Annotated in this window: 2 protein-coding genes; both read left to right on the top strand. The window is 31.3% G+C overall.

Going from position 1 to position 2,899, the window contains the following annotated elements; genetic code table 11:
• The first annotated feature begins 425 nt into the window (after positions 1-425).
• On the top strand, positions 426-1,748 hold the full coding sequence (locus tag ACFVSH_RS24920; RefSeq protein WP_387708429.1) for a UDP-glucose dehydrogenase family protein: 1,323 nt from the start codon (positions 426-428) through the stop codon (positions 1,746-1,748).
• 697 nt (positions 1,749-2,445) lie between these two features.
• On the top strand, positions 2,446-2,899 hold a 454-nt coding region (locus ACFVSH_RS24915), incomplete at its 3' end, for a hypothetical protein (protein ID WP_387708427.1).

Genomic DNA, 2,899 nt, shown 5'->3' with positions numbered 1-2,899 from the left:
TCTATTTACTTATTATTATTAATATTGGATATTTGTGCAAGCGTCAAAATCCAAATGAAATAAAAAATTTAAAGTAGATTTAGAGAAAATAATAATGTGAAAAAATTGATATATCTTTAAAATGTTTTAATACTTATCACAACAATAATATTAATACTTTTACAAATATTAATATTATTGTTGTCCCCGCCTCTCAAATTACTTTTCCTGGAATTTTAAGTATAAAAAAACTATGAATATCACAAGAAATTTTTTCTTTCTATTATTTTTGTTGGCAACCTAAAAGTAGAGTCTTAATTTAGGTTTAGTAGAGAAAAATGTCTAGCTTTTTTTTGCTAAATATCTGTAAAGTGTTCGATTAACGCATTGAAGAAATATATTTTTTTTGTTAAGTATGAAACAAGTTACAAGAAGGGGGAATCAATATGAAAATTTCTGTTGCTGGTACTGGTTATGTTGGCTTAGTAACTGGTGTTTGTCTTGCCGAACAAGGGCATTCTGTTACTTGTGTTGATGTAGATGAAAGAAAAATATCCCTAATGGAGGCTGGTATTTCTCCTATATATGAAAAAGATCTTGAACAGTTAATGGCACAAAATATGAATAGATTAAAATTCACGGTAGATTATAAAGAAGCTTATAGGGATGCGGATGTTATTTTTATTGGAGTTGGTACACCAGAAAAAAAAGATGGTTCTGCTAATTTAAGTCATGTCTATTCAGTTGCTATGCAAATTGCTGAAAGTATTGTGAAAGATTGTGTTGTGGTCGTTAAATCTACAGTGCCAATAGGTACAAATGATAAGTTAGAAGATATGATTAGAAACAACCTAGCTCAAGATGTAAATGTATATGTCGCTTCAAACCCAGAGTTTTTGGCACAAGGAACAGCGGTAAGGGATACTTTATACCCGTCTAGGATTGTTATTGGAGTAGAAGAGGAAATTGCTGGTGATATTTTAAGAGGAGTTTATAAAGATTTTGATGCTCCTATAGTTGTTACGAATAGGAAGAGTGCGGAAATGATAAAGTATGCTTCCAATGATTTTCTTGCCTTGAAAATATCATTTATAAATGAAATAGCAAATCTTTGTGAAATTATTGGAGCTGACATTGAAGATGTTGCACTTGGAATGGGTTATGATAGTCGTATAGGTAATAAATTTTTAAATGCAGGGATAGGTTACGGGGGATCATGTTTCCCTAAAGATACCAAAGCACTTCACTGGTTAGCGAATTTTCATGATAATGAATTAAAGACTATTAAGGCAGCTATTGATGTGAATGAAAATCAAAAATTAAAGTTACTTAAGAAATCACGAAAGTACTTTGATAGTTTAAGAGGGGTTAATGTAGCTGTTTTGGGATTAACATTCAAACCAGGAACTGATGACTTAAGGGAAGCACCTACTCTGGTTAATATCCCCATTATGTTAGAAGATGGATGCAATTTAAATGCGTGGGATCCTGTTGGTGTTGATAACTTTAGAGAAATCTACCCAGATAAAATAACCTACTGTAATACCATTGAAGATACTATTAAAGATGCAGATATATGTTTTATCTTTACTGAATGGGATGAAGTCAAAAACTTTGATCTATCTAAATATAGCAAACTTATGAAAACTCCAATTGTAATAGATGGTAGAAATTGCTACGATTTAAATAGTGCTAAAAAAGCGAAGATGACCTATGATTCGATTGGTAGAGAGACCATAAATAGTTTAGAAGGAGCTTTACTTGTGTAGCTTATAGCAATTCCAATTTTGTCTGATTTTTGAGTTCAGTGCCTATAATCCGACAATCCTGGAAAGTTAAGCTGGTAACATAACATGAAAAGTAAACATAAGTATATAAAATCACAATTTTTTAACAAATCTCTCAATACAGGTAATATATGAATTGTAGCTCACCAATGTGTGCTTAGCTTTAGTTTGCTGTATTAAAAAGATTATAAAGAAGGTAAATATGCAGTAAGTGGTTTCGAGATGATTCTAGAGATTTGCCTTTAATACATCAGCTCAATAATGACCAATGTGGAACTGTAAAATATTAAAATAGATAATGATGGCTTATTCCTTTACTTATTCCAAAATATACAGATGAAAAACTCTGTATATGGGATATGGAATGGCTGCTTTCATATGTTGGGTTGTTTACAAATATGGAAGAACCATCCGGTTTATACGAATAGAACCTTAAGTGCAGTAAATGGAGAATTGTATTAGACTGGAACCTTTTAAAACCCTATATGGTATTACGCTTCATCTTATTCTTGAAAGGATGCAACTGGGGACGGTAGTATAATTACAATAGTAGAAAAGTGAGGAATTTAAATTGTGCTACTTATTTTTTCTACCTTCTTACTTCAAATTTTTGTTGACTGAACGAATAGATGTTAAGTAGCATAAAAATTGTAAGGAAATCCAAAAAAGGATGGAAACAATGCAGATATTCATAATTTCAGTCATTCTATTAATCTTATTCTCTATTCCTATGATTTATTCTAGAAAGCAAAAGAAAGACCTATTTTCACCAGTAATGATTTCTCTGTTTTTGATAATAATTACTAATATTCCTTATTTAATGTCTGTTTCAGGTAACTATAACATCCTTAATTCATTAGTGAGGTGGCGTATATCAGAAATAGACCTAGAGTTTGCGATTGCTAAATATGCAATTGTGTTAGTAATAGGGGTTGTAGGGTTACTTTTGGGGTTGAAATCACGACTTACATCTATAATAGTAAAACCTATACCGGTCTTGATAGGTAATGAAAGTAAAGCGAAGTATGTTTGGGCATTTATATTGGCTTTACTTTTAGGGCTCATGGGATACAAACTTTTTTTTGATTCCGCAGGAGGATTTAGTAATTGGATTAATAACCTTGCAAATCGTG

Origin of the sequence: Peribacillus sp. NPDC058002, from assembly GCF_042886655.1 — a bacterium.
GTDB lineage: Bacteria > Bacillota > Bacilli > Bacillales > DSM-1321 > Peribacillus > Peribacillus aracenensis.
This window is presented reverse-complemented; position numbering and strand designations above follow the sequence as displayed.